Origin of the sequence: Paenibacillus sp. FSL R5-0517, from assembly GCF_037974355.1 — a bacterium.
GTDB lineage: Bacteria > Bacillota > Bacilli > Paenibacillales > Paenibacillaceae > Paenibacillus.
On record NZ_CP150235.1, the window covers coordinates 4,706,664 to 4,726,497 of the forward strand.

The following is a 19,834-nucleotide window of genomic DNA, read 5'->3' on the forward strand; positions in this document are numbered from 1 at the left end:
AAATGTAAATATATTAACTTAAAGGTATTTATATCCAATTATCCCAATCACGATGCATTCGAACCACTTTGTTCATCCGGGCTTCCTGTGGAGTCATTAAAGACTTGCAATCGCTCCTCAATATCTCCGCTGGTCCGCAGGGCGAAGCACTTTCGAGCTTCTTCTTTGGCGTCCGATGCTGTTGTGTTCAGCACTCGGTGCTTCACACGCAACAGAGATTGCGGAGACATACTCAAGTGGCGAATACCAAGCTCCAGCCAAAGCGGAATGGCACGCTCGTCCCCTGCCATCTCTCCGCATACACTAACATCAATTCCTGCCGTATGCGCCGCATCCGCTGTGGCACGAAGCATCCGCAGAACAGCCGGATGATAAGGGTGATACATATGAGCGATCTGCTCATTCATTCGATCTACTGCCAGTACATATTGAACCAGATCGTTCGTTCCTATACTGAAGAAATCCGCCTCCTCCGCCAACAGATCAGCAATCATCACCGCTGCAGGAACTTCAATCATGATCCCTACCTGAATATGAGGGTCGTATGATAAGCCCCGCTCGTCCAGATCGGACATCGCCTCACGAAGAATCTCATTGGCTTGTTGAAGCTCTTCCACCGAAGAGATCATCGGATACATGATTTTCACATTGCCAGCAGCGCTGGCACGCAGAATGGCTGTAAGCTGTGTTTTGAACAGGTCCTTACGGTCCAGACTAATTCGTATTGCACGGTAACCCAGAAACGGATTGTCTTCTTCCGGCAATTCGAAGTAATCCAGTTGCTTGTCACCACCGATATCCAGAGTACGAATGACAACGGATTGTCCTGCCGTCTTCTCTGCCACAAGGCGGTACACCTCATACTGCTCCTGCTCACCCGGAAATGTAGCCCGATCCATATATAGAAACTCTGTCCGGAACAAGCCTACGCCCTTGGCTCCATGTTTCAAAGCCAGATCCAGTTCCTTCACCGAACTGATATTGGAAGCGAGGTGTAATATAGCCCCGTCTTTGGTTACAGCATCCACCGTAGCAAGCACCTGAAGTTGTTCTTTTTTCTTCAGCTGTTTGCTGCGAAGCATGGTATACCGTTCAATTGTCTTGCGATCCGGGTCGGTAAATACCAAGCCATTATCACCATCCACCACAAGCATATCACCAGTCTCAACCGGCATGCCAAGACTCGCTTCCAGACCGGAAACGAGAGGAATGCCAAGCGCACGAGCCATTATTGCAGAATGTGATGTCTTCCCGCCAATCAAGGTTACAATGCCCAGGACATGACTGGGATTCAGATGTGCTAATTGAGATGGCGATAGTTCTTTGGCAACAAGTACATACGGCTGGGTATCCGAAGGGAGTGTAATCTCCGGTGCACCAAGCAGATGCTTGAGCAGACGATTACCTACATCCTTGATGTCAATGGCCCGCTCCTTCATATACTCGTCTTCCAGCAAGTCAAACATCGTGACAAAATGGTCTATGGCTTCTTTGACTGCCACTTCTGCCGCCTTGTACTGACGCTCGATAATGCCCCGAATTTCGTTCATGAATACTGGATCCTCGAGGATGGCCAGATGTGCATCAAAAATACTGGACTCCTCCGGCCCCACGACTTCCTTAAACTCATTCTTGATATATTCAATCTCATCCTTAGATGTCCGTATGCCCTCATACAGCCGTTCGAACTCTTGGGCGAGATCTACCGAATCCATCTTCTGATCCGGCAGATCCCATTCCCAACTGGGCAGGACAAATGCTTTGCCGATGGCTATGCCTGCAGCTCCGTTGATGCCTTGTATCTTCATTCTACCCCTCCAACGTTCCTGTCATAGAGCACCACGGACATGACGGATGCCTGACCTTTCTTCACTTGCTTAAATGGAGCAAAGCTCCATGATTTTACTCGATCGGGATTCGTAATTACCATTGGGGTTGTCAGTGACGCCGCTTGCTCGCGAAGTACCGCAAGATCAAACTTGATCAATAACTGCCCTGGCTCCACTGTATCGCCCTCCTGAACAAAAGCTTCAAAATGGCCTTTCAACTGAGAGGTATCGATGCCGATATGCAATAACACCTCAAGCCCCTCCCGAGTGGAAATCCCCAAGGCATGCATGGTCGGATACAAGTGCATAATCGTTCCATACACCGGTGATACCAGCTCTCCGCGTTCTGGAACAAAGGCTACTCCATCCCCAACAAGCTTGGCTGCAAAAATCTGATCCGGCACCTCTTCAATGGGTAACATTTTTCCCTGAACGGGAGCACAGAACAGAACCTGTTGCAGATCTCTTTCCAATAGCTTCGCGATTTCTTCCCGAATCAATTCCGAATAGGTACCGAATACCACCTGTACATTACCGCCACCCAGCTTGATTAATCCAGCGGACCCCATACTCTTCATAGCACCCGTGTCGATCAGGCGGTCATCATGCACGGTCAGGCGAAGACGTGTAATACATGCCTCAACCTGTACAATATTACTCTTCCCACCCAATGCTTCGAGGATTAGAGGTGCCTGATAAGGAATGTTGCCTACCCAATCTTCCAGCATGGAGCCCTCTTCACGTCCTGGTGTTGGAATCTTGAACGTACGAATCGCCCATCGGAACAAGAAGTAATAAACCAGCCCATATAGTATGCCAATCGGAATGAGCTTCCAAGCATTCTCCGATAGATGGAAATTGAGTATGTAATCAATAATACCTGCGGAGTACGAAAATCCATGCCGGATATCGAGCCAGTAACTGATCCACATCGCAACACCGGACATGACTGCATGCACGATGAACAGATAAGGTGCGGCGAACAAAAAAGCAAACTCAATCTGTTCGGAAACCCCGGTTAGAAAACAAACGAGTGCCGATGTCAGAAAAGTTTTCTTGATTTTCGGTTTCAGATCTTCCCTAGCTTCCTGAATTATAGCAAAGGCTATTGCCGGAATGGCAAACATCATGATGGGAAACAAACCCGCCATAAAGAATCCTGCGGTGGGGTCTCCTGCAAAAAATCGGGGCAAATCCCCTTGTACAATGTTACCATCAAGTGTTTCGAATGTTCCTAACTGGAACCAAAATACATTGTTAAGCAGATGATGAAGTCCAAAAGCGACCAGCACCCTGTATAACACCCCGTAGATGAACAATCCAAAACCGCCGAGACTGTATTCCCATGTGGCAATGGCGTTTAATCCATGCTGTAAAATTGGAGCGAGCCATAACATAAAGCAGGAGAACAATGCCGAACAGAGTCCGACGATGAGCAAAACAAACCTTGAACCTCCGAAAAATTGTAAAATTTCGGGCAGTTTAATGCTTTTAAACCGATTATGCATCCCACCGGCAAGCGCGCCGAGTATGATTCCGATTAAGGAAGCGGGCTGAACGGTGCCGTCACCAAAGTTCCGAGTCACTTGATCATAGATCACAATACCAGCCAGCGCGGCGAGTCCCGCTTGTCCGGCCTGGTTGGAGAGTCCCAGTGCTACACCGACAGCGAACAAATACGGCAAAAAATAAAAAATGCCGTGTCCGGCCACGGTAGACACTTCACCGACAACACTTAATCCCCAGGCGTCCCAAGGCAGACTGCCAACACTGAGCAAAATTGCGGCGGCGGGCAGGACCATTGTAGGCAGCATTACCGCTCTTCCGAGCTGCTGCAAGGATCCGAGCCAATTCATGGCGACCTCTCCTTTCTATCCTAGATGGTAAGCTTTGCGCAACGTTTTGTCAAAGCAAAACAGTAACCCATTAGTCATTTTTATATAGCAAAAATAGAACAGAAAAAATCCCGTCAACTTCAAAGTTAACGGGACCTATCCTGCAATCATTCAATTAGGTCAGATCAGGAGATTAACCGATCCGAGATGAACGGGCCTCTCAGCCGCGTCCAGCGCCGCGCAGAACGATGGAATCCTCTACCTTGATACAACGATTCGTTACCGCTGTCATGCCGTTCTCTGCCGCAATCTGAACCGCCTCATCACTATGGATGCCAAGTTGAAGCCAGAGGACATTGGCTTTGATGGCAGCAGCGTCACGAGCTACGTCCGCACAGAACTCATCGCGACGAAACACATTGACGATGTCTACTGGCTCCGGAATATCCGCAAGCGTAGCATAGACCGTCTCTCCAAGAATTTCACCTTGCACCTGTGGGTTAACCGGGATGATGCGATAGCCTCTGCTCTGCATGGCTTCGGCCACCATATAGGAAGTGCGATCTGATTTGTCTGACAAGCCGACGACTGCGATGTTGCCTGCTTTGCGCAAAAGTTGTCCAATTTCTTCACGAGTAGGGTTGTTAAATTCCATGTTCAAGCACCATCCTTTTCTGATTAAAGTGCGTGGTCAAAAGACTGATTCTCAGCTATTTACTCTTTTACCCATTGAACCGAGGCGCCAAGCGCCTGCAAATGATCGAAATATTGCGGATAAGACTTGGCTACATGGTGTGCATCCCGAATACGAAGCGGCTCCTTGGAACGCAGACCGACAACAGTGAGCGCCATAATTACGCGATGATCGAAGTGAGCGTTAATCTCAACGCCGCCTTCAACACCTTCCGGACGTCCGTGTACGATAATCTCAGCTTGACGCTCTTCAACGTTCGCTCCTGCCTTCCGCAGTTCGTTCAAGTAATCGGTGATTCGGTCACATTCCTTGTAACGCAGGTTCTCTACATTATAGAACCGAGAAGTACCTTCCGCAAACACAGCTGCGGCTACCATAGCCAAAACCGCGTCCGTTGCGGCATCCCCGTCGAATTCGATTGCTTTCAGTCTGCCATTTCCTTGAACGTGTACGACATCGTTCTCATGTGTCAATGGCACTTCCATCATGCGCAGCACGTCAACGATGGCACGTTCGCCCTGTTTGCTCTGCTCCATCAGGCGCAGAATTTTCACATCAGACTGTGTAACCGCTGCTGCTGCAAGAACCGCTGCTGATCCAGGGTAATCCCCTTGTACGGTATAAGTCGTTGGCTGGTATGCCTGTCCACCTGGTACACGGAAGGACATGTAATCATCACTTGCATGGATAACGATGCCTGCTTGCTCCAGCACTTCCAGCGTCTGTCCAATAACGACCTTGGACTTCAGGTCATCCAGCACTTCAATGGTGCTGTCTTCTGCAAGCAAAGGCGTAACAAACAACAATGCGCTCAGATACTGGGAGCTGACGGAGCCGGATACACGAATGTGTCCACCCTTGGCATTGCCACCTTTGATTGTAATCGGTAGGCGTCCTTGTTCGTGCTGTACTTCTACACCCAGTTGACCAAGCGCATCAATCAGGTCATCATGCGGACGTTTACCCAGCGAATCCGGGTACGTATTTACAAATGTAACGTCTGGACAAAGCGCTGTAACTCCCATGAGGAAACGAAGTACAGCACCCGCATTCCCCACATTCAGCTCACGCACATCACGGGGATGACTGCCGAAGCCCTTGATCACAATCTTGCTGTCGTCTTCTTCAAGTTCAGCCCCAAGATCACGAATACATCTGCGCATGGCGTCACTGTCTTCACTGTGTGCCGGGAAATGAATGGTACTTGTGCCTTCTGCCAGCGCAGCAGCCAGCAAATAACGGGTAGTGTAGTTTTTGGAGGACAGAGCCCCGATTTCCCCGTTCAGAGTGGGGGTTGGTTTAACAATAACGTCCATGGATGAAATTCTCCTTCATTGATTATATTGTCGCCAAATTGACATTCCGTGTATCGCTTGGGTATCATTATAGGCGTTAAGTCCATACAGAAAAGAGGACCTGAATATGACACAAATAGCTGAAATTGAAACGTCTGAGCTGCGCCGCCGTTTACAGGCGGGAGAGAAGCTGCAGATGATAGACGTCCGCGAGGACGATGAAGTCGCGCAAGGCATGATCGAAGGAGCCAAGCATATCCCGCTTGGACAGATTCCGGACCGACTGTCTGAGATTGAGAAGTCAGGCGAGATCGTAATCATCTGTCGTAGCGGTTACCGCAGTGAGCGTGCCTGTGAATATCTGCAGCAACTGGGATACGAAGGCTGTACAAACATGGTCGGCGGTATGCTTCAGTGGCAACAGGAAGACTAGAGTAATCTGGAGCGGATCGAAGTCATAGGTAACTTTAGACCTCTAACCTACTCTGCTCCTAGAAACGGACGGGCCAATATGGCCCGTTTTGTTATATCTGCCACCACATCTATCAACCATCAAACTTCGATGATAACAAGCTTAGACGCGGTAATGCGCTAAAATTAAACGAGTCACTTCAGCAGCGGATAACTCGGTTGTATCCACCGTATAATGTGCAAACCGGTATGCGTCTTTCCGCTCTTCCATTATCGTCTTGATGCGTTCCTCTGCATTGCCTGCAAGAAGCGGACGATTGTCGCAGCCGCTAACACGCTCCACAATCACTGCCGGATCAGCAGTCAGAGCAACAACCCAACCATTTTCCAACATCACGTCACAATTATCCGAACGCAGCACCACGCCACCTCCGGTCGCTATGACCTGTGACTTTTTCTCCAGTACCGAACACAGCATGCGGCTCTCGGCATCACGGAAATATGTCTCTCCCTTGCTGGTGAACAGTTCCGGAATCGCACAGCCTTCTTCTTTTTCCACCGCGGCGTCCACATCAATCAATCGGTAACCAAGCTCGCGGGCGAGCATGTCAGCGACGGTTGATTTGCCGGTTCCCATCATGCCGATGAGAATAATATTGTTAGACTTGCTCAAGGTGTACACTCCTTTAATTCAAGCAATTCGTGAGCACTTTTGTCCTATCATAACACAGCCCTGCGGACTGGGAAAGACCAAAAGAGGCCTGGCGTTAACCGGCAATCACCGGAACGCCAAACCTCTTTTAAGCCTCTTAGCAGGCCAAATCTGCCACTTTAAGACGCTCAACCCAAATCTCATCGATTCGTATAGGTGGTACTACTCCATCCAGTTGTGGTGGAAGCTGCCTTCTTTGTCCACACGTTTGAACGTGTGAGCACCAAAGTAGTCACGTTGTGCTTGCAGCAAGTTTGCTGGCAAACGCTCTGTACGGTAGCTGTCGTAGTAAGACAATGCACTGGAGAAACCAGGTACGGGAACACCCTGTTTTACAGCAGCCGCTACAACTTCACGCCATGCGCCTTGATATGACTCAACGATGTTTTGGAAGTAAGGATCCAAGAGCAAGTTTTTCAGAGCTGCGTCTTTATCATAAGCTTCCTTGATGTTTTGCAGGAACTGCGAACGGATGATACATCCACCGCGGAAGATCATGGCAATGTTGCCGTATTTCAGATCCCAGCCATACTCATCGGAAGCTGCACGCATTTGTGCAAATCCTTGTGCATAGGATACGATTTTACTTGCAAACAATGCTTTACGAACGTTCTCGATGAACGCTTTTTTGTCGCCAGAGAATGCTTCAGTTGCTGGTCCACTCAGGATTTTGCTAGCTGCTACACGCTCGTCCTTCATGGCAGACAGGAAACGGGAGAATACGGATTCTGTAATCATGGACAATGGAACGCCGAGATCCAGCGCACTTTGGCTTGTCCATTTACCAGTTCCTTTTTGTCCTGCCGCGTCCAGAATAACGTCAACCATTGGTTTGCCTGTTTCTGGATCATATTTGGAGAAGATATCTGCTGTGATTTCGATCAGATAACTATCCAGCTCTCCTTGATTCCATTCCGTAAAGATCGCATGAAGCTCTTCAACGGAAACGTTCAATACGGATTTGAGCAAGTGGTACGCTTCACCGATCAACTGCATATCTCCGTACTCAATACCGTTATGCACCATTTTCACATAGTGTCCGGCACCATCAGGTCCAATATATGTACAACATGGATCGTCACCGACATGGGCTGAAATCGCCGTCAGGATCGGTTCAACCAGTTTATAGGCACTTTCCTGTCCACCAGGCATGATGGAAGGGCCATTCAGTGCGCCTTCTTCACCACCGGATACACCTGTACCGATGAAGCGAATGCCTTTGTCTTCCAACTCTTTACTGCGACGTTGCGTGTCAGGGAAGTATGCGTTTCCTCCATCGATGATGATATCACCCTCATCCAGGTGAGGAAGCAGTTGTTCAATGGTAGCGTCGGTCGCTTTGCCTGCTTGTACCATGATCAAAATTTTGCGCGGGGATTCCAGGGAGGCTACGAACTCTTCAATGGAGAATGAACCTGTCAGGTTTTTACCTTCAGCTTCTTTCAGAAGATCATTGGTTTTCTCGGGGGAACGGTTATATACCGATACTGAGAAACCTTTGCTTTCAATGTTAAGGGCCAAATTTTTGCCCATGACAGCCAGGCCAATCACGCCAATTTGTTGTTTTGTCATCTGGTCCTCCATCCTTTGCTCCAATTAATTTTATTGAAATAAATTCTCAACAATACTCCCATTTTAACGGTTTTATGTATAGAAGTGAACCCCGTGACACAGCTACGCAACGAGAAAACAACCCAATCTGCTGAGGTGTTCATCGTATTTTCATAAATACAGTGGGGATCACTCTGTCTCATACCAAAGTAATCCAATATTGTACATCTGATGGTATAATTATACCCATTGAACCTGGACTCAAGAAGGAGGAGCATAACACATGGCGTGGGAACAGCTTTCAAAGCAAGAACAATTTTCAATGGATATTCGCAGAACCTTTTTGCTGGGGTCTTATATCAATGAATGGGGTATGCCAGAGCTCAGAACCGTTCTTTCGAAGCCGAACCGAGGCATTTATATCGAAATTTATTATTTCCCTCCCACCGCGCATGCAGACATCGCCAGATTCGCAACAGTCGGATTGTCTCAGGCATGTCGTCCATCAGGAGAGAAGGTCGCGTCGGAATGGATGCTCGCGCTGCAATCCAATCTCGGTGGTGAGAGTGTGGAGCGTGTGAACTCCTATATGGCCGATCTAATCTCCCATCACATCGAAAATGTACCGGATTCAACGGTTCCGCGTGTGATGACACCGAGCGAATTAGCACCCTCCCGATGGACCGTAACCGCCTTTCTCCTCGATGAATTGCGAGGCGAAAGCGAATCCCTGGAACAGATATACGTTGGCCATGAAACGATTCCGTTACTATGGGCCATCCCCATCACCTCATATGAAGCCAATCTCTTGTTATCCGTAGGATTGGATGAATTCGATGCCTTCATTGAAAGCTCGGAACACTCTATCATTGACCCTTGTCGTCCCTAATGCCCTCTACATACAAATAAAACCCTGGCTTGCGCCAGGGTTTGGATATGAGTTGATGTTTTTTTCGAGAACAGTTTTCATTCACCTTACAGCGTTAACCGTTCCTCAACCTTCCAACATTAATAGATGTCCGGACAGTTGTTTTAAGACTTCACGGCAAGCATTTGCTTTGTCTACATTATCCGTCTGTATGGCAGTGTGGAGACGCTCCAATTCATCGTCCACTTCCATGCGCAACAACATGAGCCTTTCCTCGCCTTCGCGCGAGAGGAACATTTCTTCCATCTCTTCCGCCGTCGGCGCAGGTTCTTTTTGAAAGATTACACGTTGCTTGAACCCGGAAACTTCCACGAGGCGAATCACTTCACCGAATAAAATGTTCTCCACCGTCATCTGCTGATCCTTAAACCGCTTCACAACTGCATGCCCGCGTGTATCTCCAATCAGCTTCTCCAGCCATTCTGCAAGCTTTGCGTCCTTAATGATGTAATCCCCAGTCATCTTATAGTTCCCCGTGCGTGTCTGTTGAAAGCGGAGCTTTACCAGCTTGCGGCCGGTCCGGACTGACAGTATAAAAAAGGATTCGTCCTCGCTCCAATATAGTGAATATCCCTCACGAATAAGGTCTCTGATCAAATTTTGGATATGCCGACGGTTGAACCGCAGCTCCAGATTGCAATATTCAACTTCATAACTCTTATTCACGGCACTCCCTCCATCTGTACCGGATCTGCTCCGGCCCTCGTCTTCAATCACTTCTACTCAATCGGCTTACCCTATTTTATACTTCATTTTATGTAAGGGTACTTGGTTATTTGACTATTTTTCACCGAAAGGACGGCAGCACTACAGCTTTCCGCAAGCGCACAGGGGCAAGCCCCCGATTTTCATGTTATAACAGACATCAAAAAGGGAGCTCCACAACCATGAAGGTTGACGGAACTCCCTTTTTTCTATTTTATTTGGCTGGAGCGGTGCGAAACGGATTGCGGGATAGTACAAAATGTACTACGGCAAGTCCTGCCATGACGACGGCACTGCCAATGAATGGTGCCGGATGGCTAACGTGGTCCCACAACAATCCGGAAACAATAGGACCTACAACCATACCCGATCCCTGCAAAGTGAGGAAGAATCCCCAGATCGCTCCCCGCTCCCCTTTGGGAATCAGTGTGGCTACAAACGCATTCCAGGCGGGCAGAATCATGGCATAACTGACGCCCACCAACATAACAACACCAAAGACTACCGGAATGGATGTTATGGAGGAAAATGCGAACAGACTTGCTGACGCCATCAAAAAACCAACGTTCAGGAACGGTTTCGTACCAAACCTGTCTACCATTTTACCTACAGGCAGTAACGCAATAACAGTTATTCCACCCCCCGCAATCAACAACAAACTATACAGGTTGGGTGAGATATGCAGGTCTGTGCGTGTATATAGCGTAATTACTGGACTGAGCAGCCCAATGACAAACGACTGCATAAACAAGGCAGGATACACTAACGGATTAACATTAAGCGTGCTGCGAACCCGCTGCAGTGTGCCCTTCACACTCTTTTGCAGTCGGATGAACGGCGTGAGCAAGTTTGGTTTGGCTGGATATTTCACATCTCGATTCTTCGCCGCTTGCTCGGCATGCTCCTCTCCTTCGACAATGACACGTCCAGGAAGAATCATGGCCACCAGAATAACGAGAATGGCACAACCCATCAACACAAGAAATATGGTGCGATAATCATGGTGCGTACGCTCCAGCAACCAGTTCATGCCAATTGGTCCAAGGCCTGTACCGCCCAGAGCGGCCATCTCCAGCGCTCCCATTGCTGTACCATTCTTGTTCTGTGGGCCTGACATCGCAGTCACCCCTGTCATGGCGCAAGGCCAGAGCGGTGACGTACCAATGCCAAGAATCAGACAGGCCATAGCCAGTCCAAAGGCACTTTTGAGAAAAAGGATCATAATAACAGCGATTAAGGTACAGATTAGTGCTGTGACCATCGTTGCGCGGAATCCGATCCGTTCTGCTGCCCAGCCGGAAGGCGCCCGGAACAGATTATCTCCCAGATATTGAAGAGCAAATGCCACACCAATGACGCCTGCGGACAGACCCAGAATATTATCCATATACACGGGCAAAACGGCTACCAACAGCGCTCCTTTGATAATTTCAACTAGAAAAAGTGTCAGCCACATCGCGATAAAAAATGGAGACCGCAAAATTTTGGCTGGTTTTGTATCAGTTTGCATTCTTTTTCCCCTTTCGGCGTTCATTTACCTATTCCCTATCCTTAGTGTAACCGTGGGGAATGTGCCCAAATCTCGGCAATTTAAAAAATTGTCGATTATACCTGTTGCATTCGGGTCTTAATTTGCTATACTCATCTTTGTTTACCAATTTTATTAGGAAGGGTTGTGACAGCAATAATGAATCACCACCGTACGCCGCTGTTTACCGCTTTAAAAAATCATGCGGCACTCAATCCGGTACAGTTTCATATTCCGGGCCATAAAAAAGGATTGGGAGCGGATACCGAATTCCGTGAATTTATTGGCGATAATGCCTTCTCCATAGATTTGATTAACATCGCACCGCTGGATGACCTGCATCAGCCAACCGGTGTCATTCAGGAAGCACAGATTTTGGCAGCAGATGCCTTCGGAGCCGATTATACCTATTTTAGTGTACAAGGCACAAGCAGTGCCATTATGACCATGATTCTATCTGTATGCTCACCGGGTGACAAAATTATTGTGCCCCGTAATGTGCATAAATCGGTTCTGTCCGCCATTATTTTCTCAGGCGCCAAACCCGTATTTGTTTCTCCTTCACAAGATGCCAATCTGGGTATTGACCATGGAGTGACCACACAGTCTATCCGCCGTGCACTTGAGCGTCATCCGGATGCCAAGGCATTGCTTGTCATTAACCCGACCTATTACGGCGTAGTTACAGACCTAAAAGAAATTGTTGAGCTGGCACACAGCTACCAAGTCCCTGTACTTGTTGATGAAGCACATGGCGTACTCATTCATTTCCATGAGGATCTGCCGTTGTCTGCGATGGCAGCAGGTGCCGATATGGCTGCAACCAGTGTTCACAAGCTTGGTGGCTCCATGACACAGAGTTCCGTACTCAACCTGAACACGAAGAATGGATTCGTGAATCCACAGCGTGTACAGACGATCCTGAGTCTGCTCACCTCAACATCAACTTCATACATTTTGCTTGCTTCGCTCGACACATCCAGACGTAACCTGGCACTCCACGGTCGTGAGATTGCACAGAAGGCGATTGAACTAGCTGAGTTTGCCAGACGTTCGATTAACGATATGGATGGACTGTATTGCTTCGGTAAAGAGCTGCTGGGTACGGAAGCGACCTTCAATTACGATCCAACCAAAGTTACGGTCCATGTTCGCCATCTAGGTATTACAGGGTATGAGACCGAGAACTGGCTGCGTGAGCATTACAACATCGAGGTCGAACTTAGTGATATGTACAATATTCTGTGTCTCATCACGCCAGGAGATACGGACGACAGCGTGGATATCTTGCTGAACGCTCTGCAGGATCTCTCCCGTACCTATTATCAAGTGAACCCGGCTCATGAACTGGTGGTCAAAGTTCCGGATATTCCACAGTTGATGCTAACGCCACGTGATGCATTCTACGGTGATACCGAAGTGATTCCGTTTAAGGAATCCGCAGGACGTATTATCTCGGAATTCATCTATGTCTATCCGCCAGGAATTCCGATCCTGTTACCGGGTGAAGTTATCACCCAAGAGAACATCGACTACATCATCGACCATGTCGAAGTTGGATTGCCTGTCAAAGGACCCGAAGATCGCAGCGTAACCAACGTTAAAGTGATCGTGGAAGCCGATGCCATTTTCTAAAACACCCCCTAGCGCTGAGCAGGGATAAACTTGAAGGGCCAAGCCTTACGCTTGGTCTTTTTTTTATTTTGTCGGACAAGTGAGTTTGCATTTTCCCGTCTATTTCGTCGTTCAATCAGGTCATAAACAGCTCGTCCACCTCTTTAAAAGCAAACAAAAGGCCCCCTGAAATCAAGGAGCCTTCATGTTATGTTCCAAAAGAATGACTATTCTTGTGATGCAACGAGTTCGTTGTAAGCCGCTTCAACGCGGTTCCACTCTTCTTCGTCTTCAATATTGTAGAGCACCATTTCCTCGTCTTCTTCTTCCATACGCAGGATGATGCCGTCAGCTTCAGGATTGTTACGTTCCAGCAGGAGCGCATAAACATGCTTCTCCACGTCAAACGTCTCCACCAAAACCATCTCCACGTCTTGGCCGTTCTCGTCTGTTAATGTGAGAAGGACTTCTTCATGCTCGTGGTCGTGGTCGTGGTCTTGCCCGCATCCGCAGCCATCGCCGTGTTCATGTGTGTGATCGCTCATTGAAATACCTCGCTTTATAAATAGAAATTGTGTAACCTTGCATATCGTAACATGTTCAATGACCCAGGTCAATTTAACTCACAGGGTTATTTCCGCTTCAATCGTTCAGCGCTGTAATGATTTTCTCCGCTACCAGGACGTAACTGCTGTTTGCATTTTCTTTAATATGAAAGCCGACTTGATACTTGCCGGCACGACTGAAATCGTACGTAAAATCGTAAGTACGGAACCAGAAGTTATCCTTCTGTGTTGTAAGCTCCTGTGACTGGATATCCTTCACCTGACCGCTTGGATTGGTAATCGTTACTTTCACCGCAGCTACATCTGCTGTCAGACTGTCCACTTGGGAAAATACATTGAATTTCAGCTTCCCTACGTTAACGTTGCCAAATACAGTGTCTCCCTTGAAGAGAAAAATATGTACATTCGGTTTGATCACCGTTACTCTCTTGTTACTGCTATCCCATTTGACGACGCCTCCGGCTTCCCTTACAGGTACATAGGTCGTTCCATCAATGAGATAACCTCCATCAGCTGCTTCCTTGCCGTTAATGAGAACACGAATCTTCTCGTTCACCGAATCTGCAAACAATAAAGACCCGCCGAGCAAGGAGAATACCGTGACACAAAGCAATACTCGTTTCCATTTCATCCCGTCAATATTCCCTCCCCTGCTGCTAGCTGTTGTACATTTATACTGTACATTCATCCACAAAGTTGCGCTGTTTTTCATCATTTTTCATTTTTTATCCAGAATTTTTTCCACCCCTTGGAATGCACAAATAGAGGCTCTCCTCATTAAAGGATGCCTCTGTTCTATTCATGTTATAACTACGGAATTAGACGAAGGGTTATGATGAAGTATGGCGGGTCAGGATACAGGGAACACCCTTGCCTATAGCCCCTTCGATTCGCATCCGCGCAGCGTAATCCATGCCTCGTGTACATGGTGTTTTACATCTCTCGCATACATCGGAAGTGACCAACTTCATGGATACACGGATTTTGTCACTCTTTAATGCGGGAGCTTTCTTTCCCTTTGCTTTTGCCATCCCGGATTCCCCATTTCCCCAAGTGCTTACTGATGTAATGCATCATATGGGGATCCGCCCGGTTGTGTGTCTATTTAAAATACGTATTTAAATAATAAAAATATGACAAGGAGGATACCCCCGAGAATGAGCCAGTTGCTGATTTCATACCAAATGCTTTTGCCTCCGGACAGGTATTTCTGTTCATTCTCCTGATGACGCTGACGGTGTGTATCCGTCTCAGAGCCATGGGGTGGTTTGCTAAAATCCATCATAAGTACATTCCCCTTTCAGCAGTTTTGTATAATCTTAATACCATTATAACCCATAATTGAGTATGAATTTGATTTTTCTGTATAAAAGAGCTTTTTCATGCAATTGGTTCTATTGGATCGCAGATAATTCTTCTTCTATGACCCATTTGTGGTTTTTTATCAAATCTCCCCCTGTTGTTGGGGTGTAATCAACCATATATACCGTTGTTTGTTCAGCGGACTCAATTGTGGCCTTGGCACCCTTCATTCCTTTCATGTGATCAGCGCTTAACAGCACCTCAGAACCTACCTTATACGATTGATCGGTATGGTCCTGTATTTCCTCATGAATAACCCATTTATGATTCTGCACGGGATCTCCGCCTGTGGTTGGGGTATACGTCACTGCATATACCGTAGTCTCATAAGCTCCAACAATCTTTGCTGTTGCCCCCTTCATGCCCGACATGTGATCGGCACTCATCATTGCCTGGCTTCCTACTGGAAAGGTGGGATTGCTTTTCTCCCGCAATCCTTCCGGTAGCTCTCCAGATTCAGAATGGTGCATCTCACCTGCGGTGGCTGTATGACTGTCATCGTTACTCTCTATAGTCTGCTGAGTCTCCTTGCCACATCCACCCAAAATCAAACTGCTTACGATCAAGATAGTCGATATGTTCATTAAGTACTTTTTCATGTGTCCGCACTCCTTTAATTGTATTTATATCCTTTATTATACCCCCCATAGGTATATCGCAATCATAATTATTGTTTTTTCCGGATAAGGCGCATCTTACAACGGAGCAAAATAAATCAAAAAAGCCTCCGATTTCTCGGAGGCTTCTTATCAAGAACAATTCAATTCAGTGATTACACCTTACGCCAGTTCCACGTTAACATTCACGTTCCCTTTGATTCCTTTGGAATATGGGCAGTAGTCATGAGCAAGTTTCACAAATTTCTGTGCTGTCTCCTCATCCAGACCGAGAATTTTAACTTCCAAATCGACTTGAAGTTTCACGCCGTTATCCTCAGAGTCCGTCACCAACATCACGGTTGCAGCAACAGTACTTCTTTCAATTTCAACTTTGTGTTTTTTCAATTGAAACTCCAGTGCGGAGTTAAAACAAGCGCTATACCCTGCTGCAAACAACTGCTCCGGATTGGTAGCTGTCGTCACTTGTCCTCCCAGTTCAGGTGGTGCAGCAACATCCAACATAAACACGTTATCTGGAGATTGTACGATTCCTTGACGTCCACCTGTATTGATGACTGTTGTTTCATATAATGTTTTCATTTGTAAAACTCCTTTAGTTGATTGGATTTATGTTGACTAAAATTCGACTTCTCTTTTATCGCTAACAATTACATTGTACGCAATTTAATTGCGCATGTAAATAGTTGATGTAAAAAAATAATACAGTTTAATGCTGAGTTTAAATGAATAGCGATAATGAGGTTTATCATTGTAGTCATCAGATAACCTAAGTTGAACTTAAGGAGGAATAACACGTTTGGAGAATAATTCATTTCTAACCCCGGACAAGCCCAAACATAAATCCAGGGCTCTCTATGAGGTGCTAGCTGTATCAACCAAACTCGGCCTGACTTCATTTGGAGGACCGATCGCTCATCTTGGTTACTTTCATGAAGAATATGTTCGCCGTAGAAAATGGATGGATGAACGTAGCTATGCAGATTTAGTTGCGCTGTGTCAATTTTTGCCCGGACCTGCCAGCAGTCAAGTCGGGATTGGAATTGGCATTATCCGCGGCGGATTGCTGGGGGGACTGATGGCTTGGCTTGGTTTTACACTTCCATCTGTCATTGCGTTAGTCTTGTTCGCTTTTCTTCTGCAAGGATTTGATATTAGCAGTACTGGCTGGATTCACGGTCTGAAAATTGTTGCTGTAGCTATTGTCGCTCAGGCGATATGGGGCATGGGGCAAAAACTAACTCCCGACCGCTATAGGGCAACCATCGCTATCTTTACTGCAGTGGCGACTGTTGTGTGGCAGACTGCATTCACTCCAATCCTTTTTATTGTGATAGCAGGCGTGATAGGTATGATCCTATTTACTAAAATGACCGAGTTTAAAACAGTAGACTTGTCTGTCCCTATGAATCGTAACTTGGCAATCGTCTGTTTGGCTACGTTCTTTGGAATTCTGATTTTTCTCCCGTTACTCACTCCCTTTGATCGTTCGGGGTGGCTGTTATTCTTTGATAGCTTCTACCGTTCAGGATCACTCGTATTTGGCGGAGGGCATGTTGTGCTTCCGTTACTGGAACGTGAATTCGTTCCTGCAGAGATGATCAATAAGTCCGACTTTCTGGCGGGATATGGAGCAGCACAAGCTGTACCCGGACCATTGTTCACTTTTGCCGGTTATTTAGGAGCGATGATGCGTGGGGTTTCAGGAGCTTTGGTTGCAACGATCGCTATCTTTTTGCCAGCTTTCCTTCTGATCGTAGGCGTATTGCCCTTCTGGAGTGCTTTATGTAAAAGCTCAAAAACCCAAGGAGCATTACGCGGAATTAATGCAGCTGTTGTAGGTATTTTGCTGGCGTCGTTGTACGATCCACTCTGGACAACTGCGATCCTGACGCCTGTTGATTTTGCACTGGTATGCATGTTGTTTCTAATGCTCGTTTTTTGGAAAGTACCACCCTGGATCGTCGTCGTTGCTGGTGCAGCAGGCGGTACAATGATGAACCTTTTCTAAATAAAAAAGGTACCCCAACACTGCACTTCTTTTTCAAAGCGTCCGTGTTTAGGTACCCTATTACTGCCAGTAAGTTATTGACCGATCCATGCAGATCATCTGTTTATTTTCTTCAGCATCCCAATTCAAGTTTCTCAAATCCGAGCTGGCCTAGCTTGTCTACACTCTTTCTTCAAATCAGGCTCCTTGTTGGTCTTCAGATTTCTCCCCAGTTTGATTAGTTACTCCAGATATCCACTTTCATCTGCGCACATTTGAAATATTTGGCCTCAGCCTTGCTTGTGGTGAGTTTCAACAGACATTGCAGTTCTCCATGTTGGAACAACCCACCACTCAGGTCAGCAGCAACACCTCCATACTGATCATCCGCACCAAGCCACACGGAAGGTCTTTCGAACCCCGCCGAGAACTGTAACCCGGTGCAGAGCAGCACGGTCAGGTTCTTTCGATTCTGCGCTTCATCTCCCGCCACACCTTGCGTAGTGAAGAAAACCATGTTTTGCTTAAAATCCGTGTACGTTCCATCTGCTTTATAGGCTCGGACCATCCCATACTTCTGATTAACGTTATGAAAAAAGGTGATACCAGCCTTGCTATCCTTCGATTTGATGCCAACCTGAACCGATATTCCAATATTGCCGTTGAATTGTAGCGCTTCCAAAGTGACTGCAATTGCTGTTACTTTCGAGCTGTCAATCAGATGTTTCATTTTCAACTCTGCCGTCGCTCCTGCTGTGGTCGGGGTTGTAACTGTTATGGTTCCTCTATCGGGCAAAGGCTCAAACGTAGGGGTGCCCACCACCTCCACCCAATCCGGTAACGTTCCGTATAGAAAATCGGCCACAAGCTGCTTGTGGACCTTTCCAAAGGGCACAATCTGACCCGCTGCATCTCGTATAATCATCTCTACACCCCCACCGAATAAGCTACACCGATATTATGATCGGTATTGTAATACACGTACACTACCCCGTCCATAACGGACACCATCAAGGATTGCATATTGGTCGTTTCCCAATTCAATGCCGGAAAATATATATCTGTAGGTTTGTCTAGCAATTGACGGAAGTCTGCGCTGATCTTGGCAATAGCAGGCCGAGCTACTGTCGTAACCCCACCTGAAGCATAAATCGATAGCATACCTAACCACCACATGCTCCCTTTGTACATAAATACACCTGCATTGGGTCTCGAAATGTTTTCTTCCGCTGATAAAGTCGCATCATTGCCACCCATTAATGGTCTTGGATCAGCTAACCAGCTACGTCCGTCATGAGAATGCCAGATACATTTACGGCCAAAGTCACCGCCGCCCATTACCGAAAAACCGATCCATTTGCCACCATTTCTAAAACAGGAAAAATAACCGGTATGACCATCACCTGGGAAACCTGGAGGTTTGTCCAATATCAAACCTACTCTTGTCCAGTTAATCATGTCTACAGAGGTTGCAAGTGCCGTCGATTGATTGATCCCAAGTCCGTTTTGTTGATAATACATAAAGAATAATTGTTCTTCATCGTTCCAGATCACAAATGGCGTTTCCGTCGAATTCCCAACCACAGTATCGAGATATACCTGTCCGTGTTTGGTCCATGGTCCTGTCGGACTGTTGGAATACGCAAGTCCAATTCCACCGATACGATTATGGTTGGTAGAATACGTAGCATAATAATCTGCTTTTGCACCAGGGATAAGCCCCTTCACTTTGATCGCCCGAAACCAATAGATCGATTGAAGACCCGCCATTGCAGCGGTATATATAGGATTGTCCATTTTTTTATCAAATTGAGGCGTGTACATCCGTCTGGATTCTGCATCGCAATAATCATATGGCGCAATAGCCCTGTTGGCCTTCATCGCTGCGCCCAGTGCTGCCTGAGCAATATTTTCAGTCATGGACATGGGAGCTCAACTCCTTCGTGAACGGGGTATTACCTGTTACCGGTCGCGAATATAAAACATCCGAAGCGTTCATTAATAGGATTGAAAAATCAACAACATTACCCTCATTCGCAGCTGACTCCCGAGAAATACGAATGATAGAGCGAATTCTAGCACTATATGAATACGCTTTCATTTTAGTCATTCCTTTAATGCCTTTACAGTTGTACTCAGCAATTGTGCCTTTCATTGGTACGCCCGGATAATGTTGATCCTTCATATTAATCCCTCC

The 19,834-nt window shown here is 47.0% G+C and carries 21 protein-coding genes; 4 read left to right on the plus strand and 17 right to left on the minus strand.

Annotated elements, in window-relative coordinates; genetic code table 11:
- Positions 1-47: 47 nt before the first annotated feature.
- The 4 genes from ptsP to aroA all read right to left on the minus strand — a co-directional run bounded on the left by ptsP (position 48) and on the right by aroA (position 5,674).
- A complete protein-coding gene (ptsP, locus tag MKX40_RS20885; protein WP_339235739.1) occupies positions 48-1,808 on the minus strand; it encodes a phosphoenolpyruvate--protein phosphotransferase in 1,761 nt (586 codons plus the stop codon).
- The gene (locus MKX40_RS20890; protein ID WP_339235742.1) at positions 1,805-3,685 is read right to left on the minus strand and encodes a glucose PTS transporter subunit IIA; all 1,881 of its coding nucleotides are present in this window, start codon (positions 3,683-3,685) and stop codon (positions 1,805-1,807) included. Before MKX40_RS20890 ends, ptsP begins: the two co-directional genes overlap by 4 nt.
- 199 nt (positions 3,686-3,884) lie before the next feature.
- Positions 3,885-4,319: a CoA-binding protein gene (locus MKX40_RS20895; RefSeq protein WP_091014241.1), complete on the minus strand. Its 435-nt coding sequence runs from the start codon at positions 4,317-4,319 to the stop codon at positions 3,885-3,887.
- 59 nt (positions 4,320-4,378) lie between these two features.
- Positions 4,379-5,674, minus strand: coding sequence for a 3-phosphoshikimate 1-carboxyvinyltransferase (aroA, locus tag MKX40_RS20900; RefSeq protein ID WP_339235745.1), 1,296 nt, complete (start codon positions 5,672-5,674; stop codon positions 4,379-4,381).
- Between the two features lie 106 nt (positions 5,675-5,780).
- Here aroA and MKX40_RS20905 point away from each other — a divergent pair, with 106 nt between their 5' ends.
- Positions 5,781-6,086, plus strand: coding sequence for a rhodanese-like domain-containing protein (locus tag MKX40_RS20905; RefSeq protein ID WP_017687407.1), 306 nt, complete (start codon positions 5,781-5,783; stop codon positions 6,084-6,086).
- Positions 6,087-6,227: 141 nt separating this feature from the next.
- On the opposite strand, the gene MKX40_RS20910 is transcribed toward MKX40_RS20905, so the two are convergent.
- Both MKX40_RS20910 and gndA read right to left on the minus strand, forming a co-directional pair.
- On the minus strand, positions 6,228-6,737 hold the full coding sequence (locus MKX40_RS20910) for a shikimate kinase (protein ID WP_339235747.1): 510 nt from the start codon (positions 6,735-6,737) through the stop codon (positions 6,228-6,230).
- Between the two features lie 201 nt (positions 6,738-6,938).
- Entirely contained in the window at positions 6,939-8,348 is a 1,410-nt protein-coding gene (gene gndA, locus MKX40_RS20915; RefSeq protein WP_339235749.1) for an NADP-dependent phosphogluconate dehydrogenase, read from the minus strand.
- A 262-nt stretch (positions 8,349-8,610) separates the two neighbouring features.
- Between gndA and MKX40_RS20920 the strand changes: the two genes are divergently transcribed.
- Complete coding sequence (locus MKX40_RS20920; protein ID WP_339235752.1) at positions 8,611-9,216, plus strand: suppressor of fused domain protein; 606 nt, start codon at positions 8,611-8,613, stop codon at positions 9,214-9,216.
- 105 nt (positions 9,217-9,321) lie between these two features.
- On the opposite strand, the gene MKX40_RS20925 is transcribed toward MKX40_RS20920, so the two are convergent.
- Positions 9,322-9,921, minus strand: coding sequence for a hypothetical protein (locus MKX40_RS20925; RefSeq protein ID WP_339235755.1), 600 nt, complete (start codon positions 9,919-9,921; stop codon positions 9,322-9,324).
- Positions 9,922-10,174: 253 nt separating this feature from the next.
- Positions 10,175-11,470 carry an MFS transporter gene (locus tag MKX40_RS20930; RefSeq protein ID WP_339235758.1) on the minus strand — a complete coding sequence of 432 codons (1,296 nt, stop codon included), beginning with the start codon at positions 11,468-11,470 and terminating at the stop codon, positions 10,175-10,177.
- A gap of 177 nt (positions 11,471-11,647) precedes the next feature.
- Between MKX40_RS20930 and MKX40_RS20935 the strand changes: the two genes are divergently transcribed.
- Positions 11,648-13,123 (plus strand): aminotransferase class I/II-fold pyridoxal phosphate-dependent enzyme, encoded by a 1,476-nt coding sequence (locus MKX40_RS20935; protein ID WP_278299186.1) that lies wholly within the window; start codon positions 11,648-11,650, stop codon positions 13,121-13,123.
- Positions 13,124-13,329: 206 nt separating this feature from the next.
- Here the strand turns inward: MKX40_RS20935 and MKX40_RS20940 are convergent, their stop codons facing one another.
- The 6 genes from MKX40_RS20940 to MKX40_RS20965 form a co-directional block, all read right to left on the minus strand.
- Positions 13,330-13,647 carry a DUF1292 domain-containing protein gene (locus tag MKX40_RS20940; RefSeq protein WP_036614722.1) on the minus strand — a complete coding sequence of 106 codons (318 nt, stop codon included), beginning with the start codon at positions 13,645-13,647 and terminating at the stop codon, positions 13,330-13,332.
- A gap of 97 nt (positions 13,648-13,744) precedes the next feature.
- Positions 13,745-14,299: a copper amine oxidase N-terminal domain-containing protein gene (locus MKX40_RS20945; protein ID WP_253439155.1), complete on the minus strand. Its 555-nt coding sequence runs from the start codon at positions 14,297-14,299 to the stop codon at positions 13,745-13,747.
- 199 nt (positions 14,300-14,498) lie between these two features.
- On the minus strand, positions 14,499-14,699 hold the full coding sequence (locus MKX40_RS20950; RefSeq protein ID WP_133385501.1) for a hypothetical protein: 201 nt from the start codon (positions 14,697-14,699) through the stop codon (positions 14,499-14,501).
- Positions 14,700-14,773: 74 nt separating this feature from the next.
- Positions 14,774-14,953 (minus strand): hypothetical protein, encoded by a 180-nt coding sequence (locus MKX40_RS20955; RefSeq protein ID WP_017687398.1) that lies wholly within the window; start codon positions 14,951-14,953, stop codon positions 14,774-14,776.
- 109 nt (positions 14,954-15,062) lie between these two features.
- A complete protein-coding gene (locus MKX40_RS20960; RefSeq protein WP_339235762.1) occupies positions 15,063-15,629 on the minus strand; it encodes a YdhK family protein in 567 nt (188 codons plus the stop codon).
- Positions 15,630-15,809: 180 nt separating this feature from the next.
- Complete coding sequence (locus MKX40_RS20965; protein WP_017687397.1) at positions 15,810-16,229, minus strand: organic hydroperoxide resistance protein; 420 nt, start codon at positions 16,227-16,229, stop codon at positions 15,810-15,812.
- A gap of 217 nt (positions 16,230-16,446) precedes the next feature.
- Between MKX40_RS20965 and MKX40_RS20970 the strand changes: the two genes are divergently transcribed.
- The gene (locus tag MKX40_RS20970; protein ID WP_339235764.1) at positions 16,447-17,658 is read left to right on the plus strand and encodes a chromate transporter; all 1,212 of its coding nucleotides are present in this window, start codon (positions 16,447-16,449) and stop codon (positions 17,656-17,658) included.
- Between the two features lie 217 nt (positions 17,659-17,875).
- Here the strand turns inward: MKX40_RS20970 and MKX40_RS20975 are convergent, their stop codons facing one another.
- The 3 genes from MKX40_RS20975 to MKX40_RS20985 are packed head-to-tail and all read right to left on the minus strand — an operon-like array spanning position 17,876 to position 19,822.
- The gene (locus MKX40_RS20975) at positions 17,876-18,562 is read right to left on the minus strand and encodes a hypothetical protein (protein ID WP_339235766.1); all 687 of its coding nucleotides are present in this window, start codon (positions 18,560-18,562) and stop codon (positions 17,876-17,878) included.
- Between the two features lie 2 nt (positions 18,563-18,564).
- Complete coding sequence (locus MKX40_RS20980) at positions 18,565-19,563, minus strand: hypothetical protein (RefSeq protein ID WP_339235768.1); 999 nt, start codon at positions 19,561-19,563, stop codon at positions 18,565-18,567.
- Positions 19,550-19,822, minus strand: a complete 273-nt coding sequence (locus tag MKX40_RS20985; RefSeq protein WP_339235771.1) for a hypothetical protein — start codon at positions 19,820-19,822, stop codon at positions 19,550-19,552. The genes MKX40_RS20980 and MKX40_RS20985 overlap by 14 nt, the downstream gene beginning before the upstream one ends.
- Positions 19,823-19,834: the final 12 nt, after the last annotated feature.

What these genes read in the sequence shown, in the direction of transcription:
- ptsP (WP_339235739.1), bottom strand. Translation starts at nt 1,808, where the DNA reads ATGAAGATACAAGGCATCAACGGAGCTGCAGGCATAGCCATCGGCAAA.
- MKX40_RS20890 (WP_339235742.1), bottom strand. Translation starts at nt 3,685, where the DNA reads ATGAATTGGCTCGGATCCTTGCAGCAGCTCGGAAGAGCGGTAATGCTG.
- MKX40_RS20895 (WP_091014241.1), bottom strand. Translation starts at nt 4,319, where the DNA reads ATGGAATTTAACAACCCTACTCGTGAAGAAATTGGACAACTTTTGCGC.
- aroA (WP_339235745.1), bottom strand. Translation starts at nt 5,674, where the DNA reads ATGGACGTTATTGTTAAACCAACCCCCACTCTGAACGGGGAAATCGGG.
- MKX40_RS20905 (WP_017687407.1), top strand. Translation starts at nt 5,781, where the DNA reads ATGACACAAATAGCTGAAATTGAAACGTCTGAGCTGCGCCGCCGTTTA.
- gndA (WP_339235749.1), bottom strand. Translation starts at nt 8,348, where the DNA reads ATGACAAAACAACAAATTGGCGTGATTGGCCTGGCTGTCATGGGCAAA.
- MKX40_RS20920 (WP_339235752.1), top strand. Translation starts at nt 8,611, where the DNA reads ATGGCGTGGGAACAGCTTTCAAAGCAAGAACAATTTTCAATGGATATT.
- MKX40_RS20930 (WP_339235758.1), bottom strand. Translation starts at nt 11,470, where the DNA reads ATGCAAACTGATACAAAACCAGCCAAAATTTTGCGGTCTCCATTTTTT.
- MKX40_RS20935 (WP_278299186.1), top strand. Translation starts at nt 11,648, where the DNA reads ATGAATCACCACCGTACGCCGCTGTTTACCGCTTTAAAAAATCATGCG.
- MKX40_RS20940 (WP_036614722.1), bottom strand. Translation starts at nt 13,647, where the DNA reads ATGAGCGATCACACACATGAACACGGCGATGGCTGCGGATGCGGGCAA.
- MKX40_RS20945 (WP_253439155.1), bottom strand. Translation starts at nt 14,299, where the DNA reads ATGAAATGGAAACGAGTATTGCTTTGTGTCACGGTATTCTCCTTGCTC.
- MKX40_RS20950 (WP_133385501.1), bottom strand. Translation starts at nt 14,699, where the DNA reads ATGGCAAAAGCAAAGGGAAAGAAAGCTCCCGCATTAAAGAGTGACAAA.
- MKX40_RS20955 (WP_017687398.1), bottom strand. Translation starts at nt 14,953, where the DNA reads ATGATGGATTTTAGCAAACCACCCCATGGCTCTGAGACGGATACACAC.
- MKX40_RS20960 (WP_339235762.1), bottom strand. Translation starts at nt 15,629, where the DNA reads ATGAAAAAGTACTTAATGAACATATCGACTATCTTGATCGTAAGCAGT.
- MKX40_RS20965 (WP_017687397.1), bottom strand. Translation starts at nt 16,229, where the DNA reads ATGAAAACATTATATGAAACAACAGTCATCAATACAGGTGGACGTCAA.
- MKX40_RS20975 (WP_339235766.1), bottom strand. Translation starts at nt 18,562, where the DNA reads ATGATTATACGAGATGCAGCGGGTCAGATTGTGCCCTTTGGAAAGGTC.
- MKX40_RS20980 (WP_339235768.1), bottom strand. Translation starts at nt 19,563, where the DNA reads ATGTCCATGACTGAAAATATTGCTCAGGCAGCACTGGGCGCAGCGATG.
- MKX40_RS20985 (WP_339235771.1), bottom strand. Translation starts at nt 19,822, where the DNA reads ATGAAGGATCAACATTATCCGGGCGTACCAATGAAAGGCACAATTGCT.